Annotated in this window: 17 protein-coding genes; 4 read left to right on the top strand and 13 right to left on the bottom strand. The window is 62.5% G+C overall.

Annotation, left to right across the window (positions count from 1 at the left end):
- Positions 1–7: 7 nt before the first annotated feature.
- The 6 genes from ABIB57_RS14105 to ABIB57_RS14130 form a co-directional block, all read right to left on the bottom strand.
- Positions 8–1,081 carry a sugar phosphate isomerase/epimerase family protein gene (locus ABIB57_RS14105; RefSeq protein WP_354041631.1) on the bottom strand — a complete coding sequence of 358 codons (1,074 nt, stop codon included), beginning with the start codon at positions 1,079–1,081 and terminating at the stop codon, positions 8–10.
- Between the two features lie 11 nt (positions 1,082–1,092).
- Positions 1,093–2,286, bottom strand: coding sequence for a M24 family metallopeptidase (locus ABIB57_RS14110; RefSeq protein ID WP_354041632.1), 1,194 nt, complete (start codon positions 2,284–2,286; stop codon positions 1,093–1,095).
- On the bottom strand, positions 2,286–3,179 hold the full coding sequence (locus ABIB57_RS14115) for a carbohydrate ABC transporter permease (RefSeq protein WP_354041634.1): 894 nt from the start codon (positions 3,177–3,179) through the stop codon (positions 2,286–2,288). Before ABIB57_RS14115 ends, ABIB57_RS14110 begins: the two co-directional genes overlap by 1 nt.
- A 3-nt stretch (positions 3,180–3,182) precedes the next feature.
- Positions 3,183–4,085 (bottom strand): carbohydrate ABC transporter permease, encoded by a 903-nt coding sequence (locus tag ABIB57_RS14120; RefSeq protein ID WP_354041635.1) that lies wholly within the window; start codon positions 4,083–4,085, stop codon positions 3,183–3,185.
- Between the two features lie 100 nt (positions 4,086–4,185).
- A complete protein-coding gene (locus ABIB57_RS14125; protein ID WP_354041636.1) occupies positions 4,186–5,631 on the bottom strand; it encodes an extracellular solute-binding protein in 1,446 nt (481 codons plus the stop codon).
- Positions 5,632–5,766: 135 nt separating this feature from the next.
- Positions 5,767–6,837 (bottom strand): ABC transporter ATP-binding protein, encoded by a 1,071-nt coding sequence (locus tag ABIB57_RS14130; protein ID WP_354041638.1) that lies wholly within the window; start codon positions 6,835–6,837, stop codon positions 5,767–5,769.
- A 336-nt stretch (positions 6,838–7,173) separates the two neighbouring features.
- Between ABIB57_RS14130 and ABIB57_RS14135 the strand changes: the two genes are divergently transcribed.
- A complete protein-coding gene (locus tag ABIB57_RS14135; RefSeq protein ID WP_354041639.1) occupies positions 7,174–8,127 on the top strand; it encodes a sugar phosphate isomerase/epimerase family protein in 954 nt (317 codons plus the stop codon).
- On the opposite strand, the gene ABIB57_RS14140 is transcribed toward ABIB57_RS14135, so the two are convergent.
- Genes ABIB57_RS14140 through ABIB57_RS14165 form a run of 6 tightly spaced genes read right to left on the bottom strand, consistent with a single transcriptional unit; the run spans position 8,128 to position 14,107 of the window.
- Positions 8,128–8,832: a maleate cis-trans isomerase family protein gene (locus ABIB57_RS14140; RefSeq protein WP_354041641.1), complete on the bottom strand. Its 705-nt coding sequence runs from the start codon at positions 8,830–8,832 to the stop codon at positions 8,128–8,130.
- Positions 8,829–9,638 carry an ATP-binding cassette domain-containing protein gene (locus ABIB57_RS14145; RefSeq protein WP_354041642.1) on the bottom strand — a complete coding sequence of 270 codons (810 nt, stop codon included), beginning with the start codon at positions 9,636–9,638 and terminating at the stop codon, positions 8,829–8,831. The genes ABIB57_RS14140 and ABIB57_RS14145 overlap by 4 nt, the downstream gene beginning before the upstream one ends.
- Positions 9,638–10,654 carry an ABC transporter ATP-binding protein gene (locus tag ABIB57_RS14150; protein WP_354041643.1) on the bottom strand — a complete coding sequence of 339 codons (1,017 nt, stop codon included), beginning with the start codon at positions 10,652–10,654 and terminating at the stop codon, positions 9,638–9,640. Before ABIB57_RS14150 ends, ABIB57_RS14145 begins: the two co-directional genes overlap by 1 nt.
- Positions 10,655–10,657: 3 nt before the next feature.
- Positions 10,658–11,506 (bottom strand): ABC transporter permease, encoded by an 849-nt coding sequence (locus tag ABIB57_RS14155; protein WP_354041645.1) that lies wholly within the window; start codon positions 11,504–11,506, stop codon positions 10,658–10,660.
- Positions 11,503–12,534 (bottom strand): ABC transporter permease, encoded by a 1,032-nt coding sequence (locus tag ABIB57_RS14160; RefSeq protein WP_354041646.1) that lies wholly within the window; start codon positions 12,532–12,534, stop codon positions 11,503–11,505. The genes ABIB57_RS14155 and ABIB57_RS14160 overlap by 4 nt, the downstream gene beginning before the upstream one ends.
- A 7-nt stretch (positions 12,535–12,541) precedes the next feature.
- Entirely contained in the window at positions 12,542–14,107 is a 1,566-nt protein-coding gene (locus ABIB57_RS14165; protein ID WP_354041648.1) for an ABC transporter substrate-binding protein, read from the bottom strand.
- A 365-nt stretch (positions 14,108–14,472) separates the two neighbouring features.
- Between ABIB57_RS14165 and ABIB57_RS14170 the strand changes: the two genes are divergently transcribed.
- From ABIB57_RS14170 to ABIB57_RS14180, 3 genes are all read left to right on the top strand, one after another.
- Entirely contained in the window at positions 14,473–15,210 is a 738-nt protein-coding gene (locus ABIB57_RS14170) for an aspartate/glutamate racemase family protein (RefSeq protein ID WP_354041649.1), read from the top strand.
- A 20-nt stretch (positions 15,211–15,230) separates the two neighbouring features.
- Complete coding sequence (locus ABIB57_RS14175) at positions 15,231–16,529, top strand: hydroxymethylglutaryl-CoA lyase-like TIM-barrel protein (protein ID WP_354041651.1); 1,299 nt, start codon at positions 15,231–15,233, stop codon at positions 16,527–16,529.
- Between the two features lie 91 nt (positions 16,530–16,620).
- Positions 16,621–18,045 carry an MFS transporter gene (locus tag ABIB57_RS14180; protein ID WP_354041652.1) on the top strand — a complete coding sequence of 475 codons (1,425 nt, stop codon included), beginning with the start codon at positions 16,621–16,623 and terminating at the stop codon, positions 18,043–18,045.
- Positions 18,046–18,097: 52 nt separating this feature from the next.
- On the opposite strand, the gene ABIB57_RS14185 is transcribed toward ABIB57_RS14180, so the two are convergent.
- A complete protein-coding gene (locus ABIB57_RS14185; RefSeq protein ID WP_354041653.1) occupies positions 18,098–19,219 on the bottom strand; it encodes a ring-opening amidohydrolase in 1,122 nt (373 codons plus the stop codon).
- Positions 19,220–19,352: the final 133 nt, after the last annotated feature.

Genomic DNA, 19,352 nt, shown 5'->3' on the forward strand with positions numbered 1-19,352 from the left:
TGTCTCCTCAGGCGGCAAGCTTGCACAGCGGCAGGTTCAAATCTTCGCAAATGCCACGCAGATGATCGCGGCTATAAAGGATGTCCTGGACTGCGGCGGCATAGTCATAATCGCGGACGTCTTCGAGCATGGGCGGCACTTCACCATCGGCGATGCGCTTTTCGTAAGCGTGGACCATTTCGACGAAATCGGCATATTCCTCGACAGAACAATCGGGATGGGCCGCGATGAAGGCGGGCTCGGCCAGTTCAAGTTTGTTGAATTTGATGAATTTCGGGCCGTCATTGGGCGGCGAATTTTCGATGGTGATATTCAGCTTAGGCTGCGCTTCGGCGAGAAGCTTGAGGATCGCTGCATAGTCGACCACGCCCTGCCCGCAGGGCCGGCTTTGCATGCCGACGGTACGGCCGGTGAAAATGGCGCCCGAATCCTTGAAATGCGTCTGCCGCGTATAGGGCGCGACGCGCTTGGCCACCCAGACCGGATGCTCCAGCCGCTGCAGCCCGTTATTGGTGTCGTAGACGATGCCGAACGCCTCGGGTCCGCAGGCTTCCACCAGCCGCACCACTTCAAAGCTGGTGATCTCTTCATGGGTTTCGATATTGATGTGAACGCCGAGGTCCAGCGCGATCGGCTTAAGCAGGAGCAACAGCTTGCGGATACCTTCGAGCTGGTCGGCCCAGGTCACGTCTGTGCGGAAACGGTCGGTGCCAAAACGGCCCGGATAGTCCTTGTGGTTGGCGGTGCCAACCCAGAGTTCGCGGCAATCGATGGCGGCGCAGGCCTCCATCATGCGACGGAATCCCAGCAGCGTGTCCCCATCGCCGATGGCGCGCATTTCCGGCGTTTCGGGCAGCGCATAGGGGTTCACCTTACCCAGGCCCATCTCGATATACATGCCAAGCTCGTCCGCGCGCTGACGGACGGCTTTCAGCACGCCCATGTCGAGCGTCGGCGCCACGTCGAGCACGGTGCGGAAGAACAGCCCGTCCATGCCGAGCTCCTTGCCGTGATCCATGCTGGCGACGCCGCCGCGCTTCGCCGCTTCGGGAATTTTCCGTCCGTCGATACCAAGACGCATTTCGCTTCTCCTCAGTCGAGCCGTACGATTTCGCGCGGATGGTTGGTGATCCATTTTGCGCCGGTCGCGGTCACCAGCGCCATGTCGCCGATGCAGACGTGGCCAAGCTCGGGCAGCGTGAAATTGGGGTGGATTTCAAAGATCATGTTCTCGGCGATCAACGGCAGTTCACCGTCCTTGCTGCGGTCGCGCTCGGGATTGACGGCCTGCCCGTAGCTGGGGTCCGAATAGTTGATGCCGAGCGCGTGGCACGACTGGAAGCGGAACGGGTCGGTGGCGCGGGTATAGGGGCAGAACGCGTCGATATCGGCTTCAAGCCGATCGACAAGGTTCTGCATGGGCGCACCGGGGATGAGGGTGGCCAGCGCTCTGTCCTGCATCTCGACCATGCGGGACCTGGCATCCTGCATCGCTGGCGATACGCCGCCGCGTATACCCGTGCGCAGGCACTGGCCGAAATGGCCCTCGTAGGTAACCGTGGTGCCGAGCTGGACGCGGTCTTTAGGGCCCAGAGTTTCGTTAAGCTCGAACAGTTCGAAATAGGTGGTCGGCGGCTTCTCGCCGGTGGCAAGCCACAGGCCGGAACTGTCGGCCCCAAGCTTGCGGCCGGTAAATTCACACTCGGTCATCAAATCCGAAGGCGTCGTGTCCGGCAGCCGCGCCAGTTCCATCACCCGCTCGATCATCGCCACCGAAATATCGGCGGCGCGCTGGTGCATCGCCACCTCGTCGGCATGCCGCACCAGTCGCAGCGCGTCCAGCGCATCGCCGAGGAAGACCTGTTCCTTGACCATGCCATCGAGCGAAGCCTTCAATGGCGCCGGCATATAGGGCGTACCCGAGACGCCGATCTTGCCGCCGGCGACGCCAAACTCCGCCAAGCCATCGGCCAACAGCTTGGGCAGCGACGCATTTGGACCATAGGCGCGGGCGTCGGCGAAGAAGCCGCAGCGCTGGTTGAACACGCGGGTATTGTTGGGCCCAGCGGAAAGGATGACGCCGCGCCCTTCCCGCGGCAGCAGCAGGATCGTGCCGGCCTTGGTGGCCCAGCCGGACAGATACTGCAACACGCCGCCACCGGGGCGCGGATGCGAATAGACCATCAGCACGTCGACCTGGGCCTCCGCCATAATCCGGCGAGCGGCGGCGATGCGTTCGAGCAGACGGGTGTCCGAGATGCGATCGATGGAAGCAAGCAAAGTCATTAGCGAATTCCTGAACTCATGAGGCCGCGCACATAGTAGCGCTGCAGGATGATGGCGATGGCGACGAGGGGGATGGTGACGACGGTGACGCCGGCAAACAGTGGCCCGTCGAGCGGGAAGTTCGGCACACTCTTGTAGCCGGCAATGGCCACCTGGGCGATTTGCATGCTGGGGTCCTGGATGATCACCAGCGGCCACAGATAGGCGTTCCAGCTCCAGATGAACTGGATCAGCACCAGGGTGGCCAGCGCCGGCTTCACATTGGGCAGCGCGATGCGCCAGAAAATCTTGAGCGTCGAAGCGCCATCGACGCGGGCCGCGTCATCGAGTTCGACCGGGATCGACTGGAACGCCTGCCGCATCAAATAAATGCCGAAGGGGCTGCAGGCGAAGGGCAGGAACAGCGCCGGGTAGGTCGAGACCAGCCCCATGCCCTTGACCACCTCATAGAGCGGTACGAGGATCACTTCGAGCGGAATGAATGCCGTCACCAGCAGCAGGCCGAACAGCACATTGCGCAGCGGAAAGCGTAGCCGCGCGAAGGCGTAACCGGCCAGCGTGGAGGTGACGACGGCGATGATGACTTGGCCAGCGCTGGCAATCACCGTGTTGAGCAAAGCGCGCTGAAAGTTCAGCTGAAAGAACAGCGCGTAGTAGTTTTCCAGCGTCGGGAACGGCGGGAAAAACGTCCACCAGGTCAGCGGGTAGCGGAACTTGACGATGTCGTCGGTCGATTTCAGCGAGGACAGCGCCGACCAGACGATGGGGAAGGCGAAGAAGATGGCGACCAGCAGCAGCCCGATGGCGCCGAATACGGTGCCCCTGCGGATTTGCGTGATCGGCGCGGGTTTGGCGACGATCTTGTCGGCAATAGAGAGAGAGTCGGTAGCCATGGATCAAATCCCCGAGCGGCTGCGCAAGGCGCGAGCCTGGATGATGGTGATGACGACGAGCATGAGCAGCATCATGACGACACTGGCCGCCGCCGGTCCGGGCGAATTGAACAGAAAGGCCTGCGCATAGGAGAAATAGGCGATGTTGGAGGTCTGCCCGTTCGGCCCGCCCGCGGTTAGAATCTGGATCGGGGTAAACAGCCGCGCCGCGGCAATCGTGGTCATGAACAGGCCAAGCACCAGGCTGGGCCGCAGCAGCGGCAGCGTAATGCGCCAGAACTTGTTCCACCGATTGGCGCCATCCATCGAGGCGGCCTCGAACAGATGCGGCGGGATCGCCTGCAGCGCGCCGAGGAAGATCAGCATCGGCAGGCCGATATCCTTCCACGCCGTCATGATGACGATGCACACCACCGCCAGATGCCCATCGGTCAAAAATGGCTGTGACGGCAGGCCGAAGGTCTGGAAGATCACGTCGAGCAGACCGCTATTGGGTTGGTAGATGGCGTTCCAGATCAGCGCCGCCACCGCCTCCGACGACGCCAGCGCGCCCAAAATGGCGCCACGCGCGAGGGCAGTGCCGGGCATGCGCTTGTCGAGCAGGATCGCGAGGCCAAGGGCGGATGGGATGATGATGACGATCATCAGCACCATGTAGATCAGCGACACCCAGAACGAGGACTGGAACGAGGGATCGGCGAGCACGGACTGATAATTGCCGAAACCGACCCAGCCATTGGGCCGGTGATTAAACGGATTGAAGGCGCGAAAGCTGTTGAGGATCGCGACGCCGAGCGGCCAGAACTGGAAAATGCAGAGGCCAAGTGCCGCCGGCAGGATCATCAGCGGGCCGATGACGAGCTCGCCGCGCCGCGTCGGGTTACCTGTCCAGCTTGGAAACTTCATCGCCGCAGTCCCTCTTCAAACAAAGTGGCGTTCCGCCACTGGCCCTCGTCAAATGGAGCGACGCCCGGCCGCTGGTGCAGAGCGGCGGGGCGCCTGGGGGTCACTTGTATTTAGCCAGGAGGCCGTCGATCTGCGTGGCCACGTCGTTGAGACGGGTCTGCGGATCGGTGCCGAGCGCGATGTCTTTCACCGCCGGATTGATGGCGCTGAAATAGTCGAACCAGCCAACCGACTTGGGCGGGCCGAAAGCATTGTCGGCAACATTGGTGCCGAGCACCAGGCGCTGGTCGGAGGCGTATTCGGGCAATGCATCGACCAGGGTCTTGCGCACCGGCATCGAGCCCCAGGCATCGTGGAAGGCGAAGCGGTTGGCGTCATTGCAGATGAAGGCGAGCAGGGCCGCAGTCTCCGCCGGATAGGGCGTGCCCGAATAGATGGTCGGCGAGTCGGCGACCGTGGTGGTGTAGGCGATGGTTCCCTTGGGCGCCGGGGACATGCCGAAATTGAAGGGCTGGCCGGTCTTGAGGAAGCGCTTGACCGTGCCGGTGCCACTGAAGGTGACGGCCGCAGCACCGCCGCGGAACTGGTCGGGCACGACGCCGGTGGGCGTATAGCCGCTCTTGAACACCGTCTGGTAGTTGGCGAGGCCGGCAGCGGCTTCGGGCGTATTGACATAGCCGCTGGCGGTGAAGCCGTCCTCGGACACACCCATGAAGGTGTTGTAGGTCGAAGAGTCCTTGGCCGCTTTGGGATCGCCCATCATGCGCACCCAGATGCTTTCGAGCTGGGTATAGTTGGAGCCCGGCCCGCCATTGCCATAGCCGGAGGCGGCGAGCGCAAAGGTCTGGGTGTCGCCTGAGGCGCGCAGCGCCTTGGTGACGTCGTCGAAGTTCTGCATATATTGTTCGACGGTCCAGCCGCCGTCGAACTCGCCGACTTCGGGCGGCGGCGTGATCTTGAGCTTGTCATAGATGTCGCGGTTGAACGCCATGTAGACGGGGTTGGTCTCCCAGGGCAAACAAACCAGGTTGCCGTCGATGGTCGCCGACTCGCGCAGCGGCGCATAGACGTCCTCGATGAAATCGGCGGAGAGGAACTGCTGCAGCGGCAGAGTGAGCTGACCGGCCGCATAGGCCGAAGCGAAGTCGTTGCGGCCCATCATGATGTCGGGGGCACTGCCCGAAGTTACATAGACCTGCACCTTGGTTGGCAGGTCGCCGTAAGGCACCCGCTCTTCCTGGATGGTGATGTTCGGATAGGCCGCCGAAAAGGCATCGTATTGGGCCTGCAGCACGGCATTCACTTCGGGCGGAAATTCCTGGCGCATGATCTTGAGCGTGATCGGCGCGTTGGTCAGTTCAGGGCCCGTATAGCCGCCCAGATCGATCTTGTATTTACCCGGATTGCTGCCGGGCGTGGCGGCAAAGGCACGCGACGGCAGGATAGCGGGCATCGCCAATACACCAGCAGTGGCGGCGATGCCGCGCAGAACCGTGCGCCGTGAGAGGCTCGATTTCAGTCCCGGCAAGTAACTTGATTTGGTCATGAAGTCCTCGGAATTCGGGTTGCGTTGGATCATGCGGACGCGAGCAAACGCGACCCGCAAAGCGGTTCAAAATCGGGTGGCGGTGCGGGGCGGCTGCCTTGCGGCGGAGCCGCCCCGTTCAGCGATGCCAGGCGGTCAGGGGAGACGATGACCGGTCCCGGCATCGAAGCAGTGGACCCGCGCCGTATCGGGCGCGAGATGAATGAGATCGCCGCGCACGATGGAGACGCGGTCCTTGACGATGGCGGTGACGCGCTGGCCGTCGATATCGGCGACCACCTGGGTTTCGGCGCCGGTCGGTTCGACCACGACGACCTTGGCGGCAAAACCGGTATCGCCGACGCTGAGGTGTTCGGGGCGAATGCCGAGGTCGATTTCGGTGCCCGGAGCGACGCCGCTCAAGGCACCATCGAGCGATAGCGTCTGGCCACCGCTATGTTCGAAGACGAGGCTACTGCCGGCACCGGCCAGCCTGCCCCGCAGCAGGTTCATCGAGGGTGAGCCAATAAAGGTGCCGACGAAGGCATTTGCCGGATGGTCATAAAGCTCCAGCGGCGTGCCGATCTGTTCGACGACGCCAAGACGCATCACCACGATGCGGTCAGCCATGGTCATGGCTTCGATCTGGTCGTGAGTAACATAGATGGTGGTGGTCTTGAGCCGCTCGTGCAGGTCCTTGATTTCGGTGCGCATCTGCACGCGCAGCTTGGCATCGAGATTGGAGAGCGGCTCGTCGAACAGGAACACCTGCGGATTGCGCACGATGGCGCGGCCCATGGCGACGCGCTGCTGCTGGCCACCCGAGAGCTGGCGCGGATAGCGATCGAGCAGTTGCTCCAGCCCCAGAATGCCGGCCGCGTGGGCAACCTGCTTTTCGATATGCGCCTTGAACTCACCGCGCATTTCGAGCGCGAAGCTGAGATTCTCGCGCACCGTCATGTGAGGATAGAGCGCATAGTTCTGGAACACCATGGCAATGTCCCGGTCCTTGGCGGCGAGGCCGTTCACCACTTGGCCGGCAATGTGGATTTCGCCGCCGGTGATATCTTCCAGCCCGGCGATCATCCGCAGCAGCGTAGACTTGCCGCAACCCGATGGGCCGACCAGGCTGAGGAATTCGCCATCGACAATGTCGAAATCGACACCCTTGAGCACTTCCGCCCCAGCGAAGTTTTTGATTACCTTGCGCATCTGAACGCTGGCCATGCTGTCCCCCGGTCCTCGCTATGAGATGAGCCTGCCGTTTTGTATTCTACGTGTCAACAAATCCGATACAAAACATCCAACACTATGTTGCAACATTGGTCGCGTGACGCCTGCGTCACAATCAGCCTGTCAGCGAGGAATTGTTATCCGCGGAAAGGAAAAATGCCTGTTGCACGGAGGGTTTGGCCGTAGTGAGGCAGGTTTTGGTTCTGCCGAGGATAGATAGGCGCCATCCGCGCAGCAACAAAACGCATTGCAGCCATCCATATTTTGCATGCCAATATGTTATGTTTTGTATACAAGAATTGTCGAGCGGCGATACGCCGAGCACCAACCATGGAGACCGACTTGATCGGCGTATTCAACAACAGCCTGCCCGGCTACGAGACCCTGTCCCCCATTGAAATCTTCGACAAGGCCAAGGCGCTTGGCCTTGGAGGGGTGTTGTTCGGCAATATCCTGTCTGTGCTACCCACGCTCGATCCGGCGACGCTGGCAGACCTGCGCCAGGCGGCCAAAGCCCGCGGCCTCATCCTCAATGCCGGCGTCGGCACCTTCAATCCCGCCCGGCCGGAGCGTTGCAAGTCACTGATCGACGCCGGCGATGGCGACATGATCAAGGGCCTCGACAAGGTGCTGCGCGCCATGCCGGCTTTGGGCGCCAGGACGGTATTCTTCGTCGTCGGCATGATCGAAGATCGAGACGATCCGAACGTGCCATGGTCGGCTCAATTGCAGGGCGTGATCGACGGCGTCAAAGCCTTGGCCCCGGCGATCCGCGAAAGCGGCACGCGCCTGCTGATCAAGACGCACGAGGAGATTTCGACTTTCGAAATCCTGCGCATCATCGACGCGGTCGGCGAGGACCTGCTCGGCATCGCCCACGATCCGGTCAACGTGGTGTGTCGGCTCGAGGACGCGTTGGAATGCACCCGGCGCATCGCGCCACATGTGGCCCAGGTCCACATCGATGATTCCTATACGACCTTCGATGGCGACCAGATGCGCCGCTACCTGACCCCGCTCGGCACCGGCGATATCGATTGGATCGAACTGCTGGCTCTGGTACCTAATGCCACCCGCTGGATCGAGTTTCATCGCGGCCAATTCGCCATGCCGGTCTTCGATAAGGGCTGGCTCGCCGCACAGTCGGATGCGACGATCGATGAATATCGCGCGCTGATCTCGGCCACGGTGACGCATGAGCGTGCCAATACGCTGGTGCCGGACCAGAAGGATGTATTTGCCCGGCTGGCACCAAGCATCGAATGGCTAAAGGCGAACGCCTGACTAGCGCAGCAGCCTGCCCCATGTTGCGGGCAGGCTGCTGCCCAGACCTAATCCGGAGAGCGCGCCCCATACGCCGGCAGATACGGAATCGAGGACGGGCAGGTCCAATTCTTCCTCAAGCGCGGCGCAGAGCCCTGCTCCGGGCAGGTTGGTGCAATAGAACAGAATTGCGTCTGGCTTCGCCGCCGCAACACGGCGGGCCATGGCGGCGAGCGTTTCCGGTGCCATGGTCGAATAGCTGAAATTGTCACTCAGCCCAGCGCCGAGATTGGCCACGCAGTCGTAGCCCGCCGCGCTCCAGCCGCGCATGATATTGTCGTTCGCCTCCTGGCGGAAGGGCGTGACAAAAGCGATGCGCTTGATGCCGTTCGAGGACAGCAGGCTGTCGAGCGCCAGCACCGAAGTAACGGCCGGAATGCCGAACTCATCCTCGATGCGCTTGCACAGCACCCGGTCGCGATCGAATCCCAGCTCGCCGCCTTTGCTGCCGTTCCAGCAGATCAGATCGACATGCGCATCGGCCAACAATTGCGCCGCCCCCATCATCGAGGCCCAATGATAATCCTCGACGACCGTGTCACTGGGACCCGCAAAACCGAAGCGGGCGAAATGCGGCGACACGTCCGCGATATCGCGCGTCATCGCCAGCGTCACCCGTTCCACGATGATATTGGAGGACGGCGTGATGGTTCCGAACGATTTCATGGCGCCGCCTGCCGCTCTGCCCGGCGCGCCCGGCCCACCACCGGATCGGGGATGGGAACCGCTTTGAGCAGTGCCCGGGTATAGGCGTGTTGCGGGGTGTCAAACACCTGCTCGCGCGTCCCGTGCTCGACAATTCTGCCGCGCTCCAGCACCGCGACCGTGGTGCACAAATGCCGGACTACTGCCAGATCATGCGCCACGAACAGGATGCCGAGGCTCAGTTGCTTTTGCATATCCTGCAACAGGTTGATCACCTGCGCCTGCACCGAGACGTCGAGCGCCGAAACAGGCTCGTCGCAGATCAGCAGCTTGGGCCGGATCACCACGGCCCGGGCGATGGCGATGCGCTGGCGCTGGCCGCCCGAAAACGAGCGCGGGTAGCGCGCCAGTGCTTCCTCGCCGAGGCCAACCATGGCCAGCATTTCGACCACTCGAGCGCGCCTTCCCGCGGCGGTGGTTTCAAGCTTGTGGACCAGCAGGCCCTCGCCCACCAGTTCTTCCACCGTCATGCGCGGATTGAGGCTGGCATAGGGGTCCTGGAACACCAATTGAACGTCGCGGCGGAAGCGCAGCGTGTCGAAGCGGCTGGAGCGCTGCACATCGATGCCACTGTAACTCACCCGGCCGCTATCGGGTCGTGTTAGCCCCAGCGCGCAACGAATGATCGTCGATTTACCCGAGCCGCTTTCGCCCACAAGGCCAACCGATTGGCCTTCGTCGACATTGAGGACGATGTCGTCGAGCACCATGGTGCGCCGGCCACGCCCGGCGGGGAACGACTTCGAAATATGATCGATCTGCAGCATCACCCTGCCCCATAGAGATGACAGCGGACGCGCGCGCCCAGCGGCGTGATGGTTTCACCGGGCTCGACGCTCGAACACATGGCCATGGCGTGATCACAGCGCGGGTGGAAGGTGCAGCCGCTTGGTCGCGCGCCGGGGGCCGGGGGCGCGCCGGCTATGGAGCGCAGACGATCCACCGTAATATCGGCGCGCGGCACCGCTTCGAGCAGGCCGCGTGTATACGGATGCTGAGGCTCGGCAAACAGCAAGGTCGCCTCGTTTTCCTCGACGATGCGGCCCGAATACATGACCATCACCCGGTCGGCAAAGCCCGCCACGATACCCAGGTCGTGTGTGATGAGAAGCACGGCCAAGCTTCGACGGCGCGAGATTTCGTCGAGCAGGTCGAGCACGCGTTCCTGCACGCGTACGTCGAGCGCAGTGGTCGGCTCATCGGCGATCAACAGGTCCGGCTCACCCACCAGCGCCATGGCCAGCACCACGCGCTGGCGCATGCCGCCGGAAAATTCATGCGGAAAGCTGTCCAGCCGCTCGGCGGCACGTTCGACCTTGAGCTCATCGAGTACATCAAGCGCCCGCTGGCGCGCCTCACGTTTGGAGACCCCGCGAATACGCAGCGTCTCGGCCACCTGATCACCAATCGTCATCAGCGGATCGAGCGAACTCATCGGGTCCTGGAACACCATGCCCATGCGCTGGCCGCGCATTGCCGCCATTTGCGAGTTCGACAGCGACAGCAGGTCCTTGCCGTCAAATTGAACGCGACCTGAAAGCTTCACGCGGCTATTGAGCCGCATGAGCGCCTGCGCGGTGACCGACTTGCCTGAACCGCTTTCCCCCACCAGGGCGACGCGTTCGCCCCGGCCGATGCCGAAGCTGACATTGTCGACCAGCCGCACATTGGCATCGCGGGTCGCGATATCGATCGAGAGTTGATCGACCTGCAGCAGGGCTTCGGGTCGTTGTCGGAGTTGCGCCGGTACTATGCCATCGGTCAGGATCGTATCCACTCCCATGGTTCAGGCCTGCAACGACGGGTCGCGCCGCACCTGCAGGATATCGGCCAGCAGGGCGAAGGCGACCGCATTGATGACGATGGCGGCGCCGGGGGCAGCAACCGCCCACCAGGCGATCGACATATAGCCGCGCGCGCCCGAAATCATGGCGCCCCATTCGGGACTGGGTGGCTGGGCGCCAACGCCGATGAAAGACAGGCCCGCCAGGATGAGCATGGTGAAGCTGATGTCCCCGGCCCATTTGACAATCAGCACGTCGAGCGAATTGGGCAGCACATGCTTGAGCATCAGTCGTGTCCGCGACACTCCTAGGATGCGCGCGCCCTCGACGAAAGGTTGCTCCATGGTCCGGCGCATGGTGGTTCGCAAAATGCGCGCCGTCATCGGCCAGCCCGTCAGGGCCAGCGCGATAATGCCCGACTGCAGGCTGGGTCCGAGCACAGTGGCGATGCCGAGCGAGACGACGAGGCCCGGCAGCGACAGCCCAATATCGGTGATGCGCATCAATAGTTCATCGACCCACCGAGGCCCCACGGTTGCTAGTGTGGCCACGATCATGCCGATGATTGAGTAGAGGATCACCACCAGCACGGTCGCAAACAGCGAAAGCCGGGAACCCGCAACCAGCCGCCAGAAAATATCGCGGCCCTGGTCGTCGGTGCCCAACCAATGCTCGGCACTTGGCGGAAACAGCGTCTCCAGCATGTTGGAGGTGTAGATGTCGGCCGGCGCGATCATCGGCCCGATCAGTGCCAGCAGGAACAGCGCAGCGACCACGCCGAACACGGTGAGTTCATAGGCGGTGAAGTTGGCTTTGCGGCGTGGCGCGGCAGTCGGCAAAACCAGCGTCATTTCGCACCTACCCGGAATTGCGCGCCACGGATGCGGGGATCGAGCATCAGCGTGATGACGTCGGCCACCAGATTGACCAAACACACCGCGATGCCGACGAACATCACAGCGCCGAGCACCGCATAGGTGTCCTTGAGCGCCACCGAATTGGCTAGAAAGCTGCCGACCCCGCGGCGGGCAAACACGGTTTCGACCAAGATGGCGCCGCCTACCATGCCACCAATCAGTACGCCCATGAGGCTAACGGTCGGCAGCAACGAATTGGGCAATGCGTGGCGCAGCACCATGCGCGAAGTCGACGCGCCTTTTGCGCGGACCGGCAGCATCATGTCGGAAGCAAGCACGCCAAGCAGTGACGCGCGCAGCAGGCGAAACACCTGGGCGGCGAAGGGAATGGCAAACACAAAGGCGGGCAGAATGAGGTAGGCCATGGCGTCGAGGAACCCCACCATATCACCGGCCAGCAATGCATCGAGTGTGGGCATGCCAGTCAGGTTGGGGGACGAAATCCCGAACGAGTGCTGGCCCGAAATCGGCGTGATCCGCCACACGTTCCCAAAGAAGAATTGCAGCATCAGCGCCAACCAAAAGGCAGGCATTGCGCCGCCGGTGACCGCGATAATACGGGTGATCCCGTCGAACGCCTTGCCGCGATAAGTGGCCGCAACCAGCGCCATGGGAAAGGCGACGAGCGTGCCGATAATGCTGGCGAGGATCATCAGTTCGATCGTGCTGGGCAGCACGGCGGCCAGTTCGGTCAGCACCGGCTTGGACGAGACGACCGACGTGCCCAAATCGCCCCGCAACAGGCGTAGCAGAAAGTTCAGATATTGCTGCACCACGGGCATGTCGAGACCGAGCCGCTTGGCGACCGAAGCCACCTGCTCGGGGCTAGCGCCGGGGCCGGCGGCCACCTGCGCCTCATCTCCGGGGATGAGCTTGATCATGACGAACACCAGGGTCGCGAGGCCCCAGAGCGTCAGGACCGTCATCACCAAGCGCTGAGAGATGAGGCGCAGGTAGGCCATTTTCGCGCTATTCCTTCTTGAGCAAGACGTAGTCGAGCGGCTTGAAGTTGCCGTTGACCTGACCCTCGATCGGGTTCGCCAGCCGGTCGGAGCGATAGGCGGCGTAGCTGCCGGCATACCAGATCGGCATGAACGGCGAGTCGTCCTCGATGATGGTCTCGGCCTGCTTGTAGAGCTCGCAGCGGGCGTCCGCATCGGCGGTGCCAATGGCGGTGTTGAGAATCTCATCGACCTTGGGATTGCTATAGCCCGAGCGATTGGTGCCGGTGGCGCCGGTCATGAAGGTCTTGGTGAGGAACACGCCCGGATCGGGGAACAGCGAGTTCTCGCCCAGCAGCATCATCTGTGGAATCTGTGCTGGATCCTGCAGCATCTGCAGGTAGTTCGGGAAGGCGATGGGCTCGAGGTTCAGCGTCACGCCGATGTCCTTGAGGTTGGACTGTAGCAACGTTGCCTGCTGCACCTGCTCCTCGAAGGCCGGCTGGAACCTCAGTGTCAATGTCAGATTGCTCCGGCCAGCGTCGCTCAGCAGCGCCTTGGCGCCGTCGAGGTCACGCGCGACAATGGGGAAATCAGGCTTGCACGGCAGCGCGTCCGGCATCGGACCGGACGGCAGCGCACCCTTGCCGCGATGGATACCGGCCAGAGCGCCCTCGTAGTCATAAGCCAGGCGGATGGCCTTGCGAACGCGCGGATCAGCTGTGGGGCCGGTGCTGGCATTGAAATAGATGCCATGCACCGTCGGCGCGGAGCCATAGACCACGGTGACACCCGGTTCGTTGGCAATGGAGTCCAGATCGCGCTGCTGGATGTTCTTGCCGACATCGATATTGCCGATCCGCAACTCGTCGCGCTTGGGGGCGCTTTCATCGACGCGCCGGAACACCAGGGACATCGGGCGATCGCCACGATCCAGCCAATAGGTATCCGCCCAGTCGATGATAACGTCGTTGCCGTTGATCGAGGTCAGCTTGTAGGGGCCGCTCCCCGCATCGTTGGCGGCCAGCCAGGCCTGCGCGTCATCGCTGCCGACATTGGCTTCGGCCAGCCCCGAATTGATGATGTAGATGCGGCTGAGCGAGGTCAGGAAAAGGGCAGATGGCTTGGTCAGCTTGACGGTGAAATGCCTGTCGTCGGTAACCTCGGTGCTGTCGTAGATGTCCACATAGGCGGCGACACCGGTCGCCAGCCGCTTGATGCGATCCAGCGTATAGGCGACATCCTTGGAGGTGACGGGCGTGCCATCATGGAACTTGGCGCCGTCGCGCAGCGTAAAGGCGATCGACTGGGCATCGTCGGCGACCTTGTACTCAGAAGCCAGATCGCCCACCACGTTGAGGTCGACGTCATAGGTGATGAGCGGGCTATAGGTGCGGCTCGTCAGGTCGTTGGTCTGGAAGTAGTTAGACGCGATCGGGTCGAGCGTATTGACCGAGCCTGCGCCCGACACGATGACGGTATTGACGCGATCGGCGGCAAAAACCGAACTGCCGGCCAGTAGCGCACTGAGCGCTACCACGCCGGCAAGTCCGGCTATTCTGAGCCTTGCCATTGGGCGATGGGCGTATTGCATGTGAGTGCTCCAGTGCACGGTGTTTCCGGTTCCTGCCGCGACGCTCCCGGAACATCCGGCCCGAGCCCGCTTGCCTGATTTCGTGGTCCGATTGCGTTTCGTATACATAACGAAATTAAAACGAACACATCTTGAATGCGCCGTCAACACGGTTAGCCATGCTTTTCTTGCTAGCCAAGTCCGCAATGGCCAGGTTTTTCGCACATAGAATACCATTTTATCATTTATAACAGCTATTTAATTCGGCTGAGCAGGCGCTGTGCTGGGCAAACCGTCGCCAACAGACCGCCTGGAAACAACAAATTTCTTGTATACAAAACCATATCATGCATCATTGGATGTGGTTCCGCATGGATTCTCGACGCATGGTCAAACCGCATATTCTGCTTATCAATCCAAACACTTCGGCCGAAATCACCGAGGCGATCCGTCAATTGGCACTGGCGGAGATCGGCGACCAGGCGGTGCTGACGGCTGTCACCGCGCCTTTTGGGGCGCGCTACATCGCGACCCGTACCGCCGTGACCATTGCGGCGCACGCCGTCGTTGATGCCTATGCGCAGGCGACCGCCGAAGGCCGCCAGTATGACGCGGTGGTTGTCGCCTGTTTCGGCGACCCCGGCGTGGATGCTCTCAAAGAAATCACGGCCGTGCCGGTCCTCGGCTTTGCCGATGGCGGATTGATCGCGGCGGCTGCCGAGCCTGGCTCCTTTGCCATTGCGACGATCGGCGAGCCCTGGCGCGACATGCTAGTCGAGCTGGCATTGCGACGCGGCTTGGCGGACCGACTGGCGGGCGTCATCCTGATCGACGAGAACGGGCGCTTACCCGAAATTGCCGGACCACAGATCACGGCAGCAGCAAAAACACTGGGCGTGTCGCGCGTGATCGTGGGCGGCACCGGCCTGATCCCCATTCTCGATGCGATTGCCGACCAGATAGGCGTAACGGTTATCGACCCTCACCGATCGACGCTGCACGACGCGATCCGCGCCACTGCCGGTGCTCCCGAGGCCGAACAGCGCAAGCCGGCCTCCAACTCGCACTTCGCCGGTCTTTCCCCTGCCCTGCTGGGCCTGCTTCAAAATCCGCGCATTGCGTGACGACAAGAGGAGTTCCTGACGTGACCTCACCCAAGCCCAATGGGCCACTCGGCAATGCTGGTCGCGGCCAAGCCTATGCCGAGGGGCGGCATTCCGTCAGCCCCTTCAACTTCATGCCCGAAGTCACATCCGGCTACGAAATCCCCACCCCGTTGGGGCTGATCGACAGCACGATCCGCAAGGTCATCTACACTGTGGGCGTGCGGCCGACCGAAGGCGAACTCATCGAGATTTGCGGCCTGCTGGAAGAGCTGGGCGTCGAGGAGGAAAGCCTCAACGTCTGGTGGCGCGGTGGCGAAGCCGATCCGCAGGAACTGGGGGCGGCTCTCGCCATCGCCAAGGCCAAGCCGAAGTTCAAGCTGAATGTGTTCACCGATACCCTGCTGGGCAATGGCGACACACCGATGCCGCTGATGAAGCAGACCGTCGACATGTTCGCCGAGGCGGGTATCAAACTGCTCAATCCCGGTCTGTTGCAGGCGCCAAACGAGGACGCTCGCAAGCGCCAGGCCGAAGAGATGGCGGTGATGAATGAATACATCAAGGCGGCCGGCATGGAGTGGAACGCCACGGTCGCCAATTGCGCCCGGCGCGATTTCGACCAGTTCATGGCACTGTGTGACACTGCCGTCGACAATGGCGTGCGCCGGTTCGACCTGATGGATTCCACCAGCGCGCTCTCGCCCCAGGCCATGACCCATTACGTCAAGACCTTCCGCAGCCGACTCAAGAGCCCGACCCCGCTGACCATGCACACCCATGACGATTTCGGCATGGATACCGCCGGCACCATAGCGGCGGTGCTTGCCGGCGCCTCGCCGGATGTCGCGCTCAATGGCGTTTCCTACCGCTCGGGCTTTGCGGCGATGGAAGAAGTCGTGGTGGCCCTCGACGTGCTCTATGGGGCCGAAACCGGCATCCGCCTCGATCGCCTGCAATGGGCCTCCGACGAGCTGGCCCGCATCATGCGTTTCCCGGTGCCGCCGCTGAAGCCGGTGGTGGGTTTCCACCAATTCCTGCGCGAGGGGCCGCACGATATCGACAAGGTGCTCGATGGCCGAGCGCCTGCCGATTTCGCCAACATGGGCGGCAGCTATAATCCCGCCTTGGTCGGCGCCGAGTTCCACTGGGTCTATTCGCAGCAGGGCAATGGCAAGGTGGTGGCGTCGGCGGCCAAGTCGCTTGGCCTCGTGCTCACCGATAAGCAGGTCTGCGAAGCGGTAAAAATCCTCGAGGACCAGCTCGCGGCGCACCCGGCCTATCCGCGCTGGGCCACGCCGGACGAAGTCTTCACCGTCATCAAACGCGTCGCGGACTGACCCTCGTCGAGGCGCGAACTGGAAGGCCCGCTCAGCGCGGGCCTTCTTTTATCCATCTCGCATGCATGCGAACGAACCAAGAGTTGTCGTTATGAAGGCGCAGCCATCTGTCCACACCATCGCCCTGATCGTGGCTGGCGCACTATTCATGCAGATGCTGGATGCCACCATCATCGTCACAGCCCTTCCCAGCATGGGCCAGTCGTTCGGCGTTGAACCGCTGAGCATGAGCATCGGCATCACGGTCTATATGCTGACGGTGGCGATCCTCATTCCGGCGGCCGGCTGGCTTGCCGACCGTGTCGGGGCGCGTAGCGTCTTCCTGGGCGCCATAGTGGTCTTCACGCTGGGCTCGATCCTTTGCGGCCTGGCACAGACCTTGCCGCAATTCGTCGCCGCCCGCGCTATCCAGGGCGCAGGTGGGGCTTTCATGGTTCCGGTCGGACAGATCATCGTCCTGCGCCTCGCCCACCGGTCCGAACTGGTACGCGCCATATCGCTACTCACCTGGCCAGCCCTCTTTGCCCCAGTGATCGGGCCAACCATCGGCGGGTTTATCACCACCTACTTCTCCTGGCGCTGGACCTTCCTGATCAACATCCCGCTGGGTCTGTGCAGTCTGGCTCTGGCGGCCTGGTTCATCCCCGATGACGGCTATCGCAGCAAAACGCCGCTGGATTGGCGGGGCCTCGTCATGACCTCGCTTTGGCTCGGCCTGCTGCTGGCGGGGCTCGACGGGCTGGTGCACCACGCGGCCAATATGGCGCTCACGATTGCCATGGTGATCGGCGGCGCGGTGCTCTCCGGGTTGGCTGCGCTCCACATGCGGCGCGCCAAGCATCCGCTGCTCGACTTTTCTACCATGCGGGTGCCGACCTTCGCGCTCTCCAACCTGCTGGCCGGCAGCTACTATCGCATTGCGCTCAATACCATGCCGTTCCTGTTGCCCTTGCTGTTCCAACTCGGATTCGGTCTCGATCCGTTTCAGGCCGGAAGCCTGATGGTGGCCTATTTCGCAGGCAATCTTGCGGTCCGGCTGATCACCACGCCCGTGCTCGAACGCTTCGGTTTTCGCCAGACAATGGTGATCAACGGCATCCTGAGCGCCGTGGCGATCGCGCTTTGCATCGCGCTGCGGGCGGATACGCCGGTTTATCTGGTGATAGCGCTCATGGTGTTTGGCGGTGCCACGCGCTCGATGCAGTATACTGCGCTCAATGTGCTGGCCTTCATCGATATCACTCCCGAACAGCGCAGTTCAGCCTCGACCCTATCGACCATGCTGATGCAGATCACCATCTTGTTGGGCGTCGTGGTGGGAAGCCTTAGCCTCAGCTTCTTCCAGGCCGTTCGGGGCGCAACCGGCCTGGCCCCTATCGATTTCCAACTCAGCTTCGCTGTCCTCGCCGTCCTGACATTGGTTTCTGCCCTGCAAATGCGGGCGCTCCCCGCTTCGGTTGGACAGACGCAAACGCCAATTGGGCAGCCACCCGTAGGCAGTTACCCGGAAGCTTGAACCGGTAGGCAATGCGCGACCCTTACGGATCGCCACCGCGCCTCTTCGAAAATTAGGTGACGTCCACGACCGCCGCTACGGTGCCGCCTCCAGCGGGGCCCTGGTGGGTGGCCGAGGCGGAAATCCACACCAGATTGTCCTGCAGTACCGACGCGAACATGCCCCCGAGCGCCGCTTTCACCTGATTGCCGTATTGCGGGTTCTCGGTGATCTGGCGACGTCCGCGCAGCCGGCCTTCGACGGGAAAGCCGAACTTGACGTAAACCGCCACGACGCGGGCGCGATGCTCCGGCGATAGCGGGCCCGGCCCGACATCGAGCCCCGCCCGCTGCAGCGCGCGGGTGAGTGCGTCCACGTCGAGCGTGTCGGTCATGGCGGCGTGGCCAACCCGGAGCCGCCCGCCGGCGCCGACCTTGTTGCCAAATGCCATCAATTGGGTCTGCGGGCCGGCGCCACCCACCGGCTCCCATTCGTTGGCCGATACAGCAACCTTGGCGGACCATAGGTCGAACCGGGTGCCCACCTCCTCGGCCGCGGGCATGGGCAAACCATCGGCTGCGACCGCCACGCCAAGGCCCGCAGCACCGCTTGCCTTGCGGAACAGTGCCCGATCGTCGTTTTCAGGAATGAAGTGACCAGCCGCCCGGGCGTCGGCGAAATCCTGCCGCGATGGGTAATATGCCTTACCCACGACGTACTCGATCGCGCTGGGGTCAATCCCGGCATCGCTCGCCGCCCGCCGGACAGCACCGGCATTGGCCTCGACGATCCTCGTGGTCGCCATCCACTCGGGACGGATCAGCTCGGACCGCGCGACGCCCATGGCCAGCCGGCCGGCACTATCGTTCGACGGCTCCGCATAGGTGCGTGTGTACACCACGACGTGCGGCGTCAATATACCGATGCCGCCGGTCGTGAACACCATGGGAACCTGGTCGATGGTGCTTGCCGGGCGCGATCCACGGTCGAGCAAAAAGCGGCGGATCGCCTGGTCGGCGTCGAGCCGGCTGGTCTCACCGGGCTGCCAGCCCTCCGTCTTCCCAGTCACCGCGATGACGTCGTCGGTGCGCAGAGCACCCTCCTTCACCAGCCGTTCGAGGCCGGCGATATCGGTCGTGTTGTCCAGCGGAACCCGAAAGGCGTCGATGGTGGGTACGAGTGCGTCATTGGCCATGGGGGTCCTCTCATATCAGGCGATCTGACTCCGATTTGGGGAAAGATCGAACTGGCTGACTCGTATTGTATACAAATTATTTGCCTATGAAATACAAAGCAACGGTCGTATGCGCCAATTTTATGGCTCGGCG

The sequence above is a fragment of the Devosia sp. UYZn731 genome, from assembly GCF_040546795.1.
Taxonomy (GTDB): domain Bacteria; phylum Pseudomonadota; class Alphaproteobacteria; order Rhizobiales; family Devosiaceae; genus Devosia.

Excerpts from the sequence above, each read along its gene's own strand:
- ABIB57_RS14125 (WP_354041636.1), bottom strand. The coding sequence starts at position 5,631 with ATGACCAAATCAAGTTACTTGCCGGGACTGAAATCGAGCCTCTCACGG.
- ABIB57_RS14130 (WP_354041638.1), bottom strand. The coding sequence starts at position 6,837 with ATGGCCAGCGTTCAGATGCGCAAGGTAATCAAAAACTTCGCTGGGGCG.
- ABIB57_RS14135 (WP_354041639.1), top strand. The coding sequence starts at position 7,174 with ATGGAGACCGACTTGATCGGCGTATTCAACAACAGCCTGCCCGGCTAC.
- ABIB57_RS14105 (WP_354041631.1), bottom strand. The coding sequence starts at position 1,081 with ATGCGTCTTGGTATCGACGGACGGAAAATTCCCGAAGCGGCGAAGCGC.
- ABIB57_RS14115 (WP_354041634.1), bottom strand. The coding sequence starts at position 3,179 with ATGGCTACCGACTCTCTCTCTATTGCCGACAAGATCGTCGCCAAACCC.
- ABIB57_RS14145 (WP_354041642.1), bottom strand. The coding sequence starts at position 9,638 with ATGCTGCAGATCGATCATATTTCGAAGTCGTTCCCCGCCGGGCGTGGC.
- ABIB57_RS14140 (WP_354041641.1), bottom strand. The coding sequence starts at position 8,832 with ATGAAATCGTTCGGAACCATCACGCCGTCCTCCAATATCATCGTGGAA.
- ABIB57_RS14170 (WP_354041649.1), top strand. The coding sequence starts at position 14,473 with ATGGTCAAACCGCATATTCTGCTTATCAATCCAAACACTTCGGCCGAA.
- ABIB57_RS14165 (WP_354041648.1), bottom strand. The coding sequence starts at position 14,107 with ATGCAATACGCCCATCGCCCAATGGCAAGGCTCAGAATAGCCGGACTT.
- ABIB57_RS14185 (WP_354041653.1), bottom strand. The coding sequence starts at position 19,219 with ATGGCCAATGACGCACTCGTACCCACCATCGACGCCTTTCGGGTTCCG.
- ABIB57_RS14120 (WP_354041635.1), bottom strand. The coding sequence starts at position 4,085 with ATGAAGTTTCCAAGCTGGACAGGTAACCCGACGCGGCGCGGCGAGCTC.
- ABIB57_RS14160 (WP_354041646.1), bottom strand. The coding sequence starts at position 12,534 with ATGGCCTACCTGCGCCTCATCTCTCAGCGCTTGGTGATGACGGTCCTG.
- ABIB57_RS14155 (WP_354041645.1), bottom strand. The coding sequence starts at position 11,506 with ATGACGCTGGTTTTGCCGACTGCCGCGCCACGCCGCAAAGCCAACTTC.
- ABIB57_RS14150 (WP_354041643.1), bottom strand. The coding sequence starts at position 10,654 with ATGGGAGTGGATACGATCCTGACCGATGGCATAGTACCGGCGCAACTC.
- ABIB57_RS14180 (WP_354041652.1), top strand. The coding sequence starts at position 16,621 with ATGAAGGCGCAGCCATCTGTCCACACCATCGCCCTGATCGTGGCTGGC.
- ABIB57_RS14110 (WP_354041632.1), bottom strand. The coding sequence starts at position 2,286 with ATGACTTTGCTTGCTTCCATCGATCGCATCTCGGACACCCGTCTGCTC.